The organism is Clavibacter sp. MX14-G9D (assembly GCF_032917815.1).
Classification (GTDB): domain Bacteria; phylum Actinomycetota; class Actinomycetes; order Actinomycetales; family Microbacteriaceae; genus Clavibacter; species Clavibacter michiganensis_K.
The window spans coordinates 1-1,261 of the sequence record NZ_JAVCVL010000377.1; the positions used below are offsets into that span (position 1 = coordinate 1).

Here is a 1,261-nt window from a genome sequence, read left to right on the forward strand (position 1 = left end):
CGGCGACGAGGATCACGTCGACGCGGATCCCGCGCGCCCGGGCCCGCGCCGCGGCGACCTCCACCGACGCGAGGCAGCGCCCCACGAGGTCCTCCTCGTCCCGCGCCGGGATGACCACCGCGACGGCCTGGACGGCGCGCGCCGTCGCCGTCCGCGCGTCCGGGACCCCGCTCGCGAGGCCGGTCACCGGAGCCCCGTGCGCGCCGCGACCGAGCGGGGATCGGCGGCCAGCACCTCGAGCAGGAAGTCGTCCTCCTCGTGCCGGAGGATGCGCGTCAGCCCGGGGACCGTGGCGAGCCGCGCGTGCACCTCGTCGCCGGACCGGCGGAAGTCGCCCTCGGGGTGCCGCCAGTGGCAGGCGACGAGGGTGCCGGATGCGCCGAGGGCCCCGGGCAGGGCGGCGAGGACGCGGTCGAGGGCGGCGTCGTCGAGGTAGTACCCGACCTCGCTCATCACGACGAGGTCGAAGGCGCCCTCCGGCCAGTCGGCGCCGACGTCGCGCACCTCCACCTGCACGTGCCGCGCGTCGGCGAGGCGCGCCCGGGCCCGCGCGACGGCCGTCGGCGCGACGTCGACCGCCCGCAGCGCGTCCACGCGCTCGGCGAGGCCCGCGGTCGTCACCCCGATGGAGCACCCGATCTCGAGCGCCCGCCCGTACCGCTCGTCGGGGAGGGCGGCGAGGGTCGCGAGGCGCTTGCGGCGCTCGTACCAGCGGGTGGTGACGCGCCACGGGTCGGCGTCGCGGACGTAGGCGGCGTCGAAGCGGGCGGCGACGGTGTCGGTGTCGGTGTCGGTGTCGGTGGAGGCGGTCGAGGCCGCAGCGGGGGGCGCGGCCGGGGGTGCGGGCGTCGGCACGATGAGGACCTCCCGGTCCCGGTCCGCATTGCGCAGGTACCCCGCCTGCAGCACCGCGCGGTCCTCGGGTGCGGGGGAGAGCGGGCGCACCTGGCTCGCGTGCGCCGCGACCGCCGCGCGCTTGGCGGTCCGCGTCGCCGTGTCCAGCGGAAGCGCCCGGAGGTCGGCCCACGGGACGCGCGGGTCGTCGGGCGTCGCCCAGTGCCACATCCACACGGGGTACTCCACCAGCCGGATCCCGCGCTCGACCGGCAGGCCCGCCACCAGCTCCGCCACGACCTCGCCGACGACGCGGTGGTCGCGATGGCCGTCGCCCCGCCAGGGCGCCGCGACCCAGGTGCCGGGTGCCGCGTCGTCGAGCAGCGCGGCGAGGTCGGCGCGCACCGCCTCGCGGCGCTCGCGGACC

1 protein-coding gene and 1 pseudogene are annotated in these 1,261 nt (G+C 78.7%); both read right to left on the reverse strand.

The window, feature by feature from the left end; all coding sequences use genetic code 11:
* Nucleotides 1-187 (reverse strand): annotated as a pseudogene (locus Q6969_RS15760) (glycosyl transferase); the annotation flags it as partial.
* Nucleotides 184-1,261: SAM-dependent methyltransferase (locus tag Q6969_RS15765; protein ID WP_317231286.1), on the reverse strand; the 1,078-nt coding region annotated here is incomplete at its 5' end. The pseudogene Q6969_RS15760 and the gene Q6969_RS15765, both read right to left, overlap by 4 nt.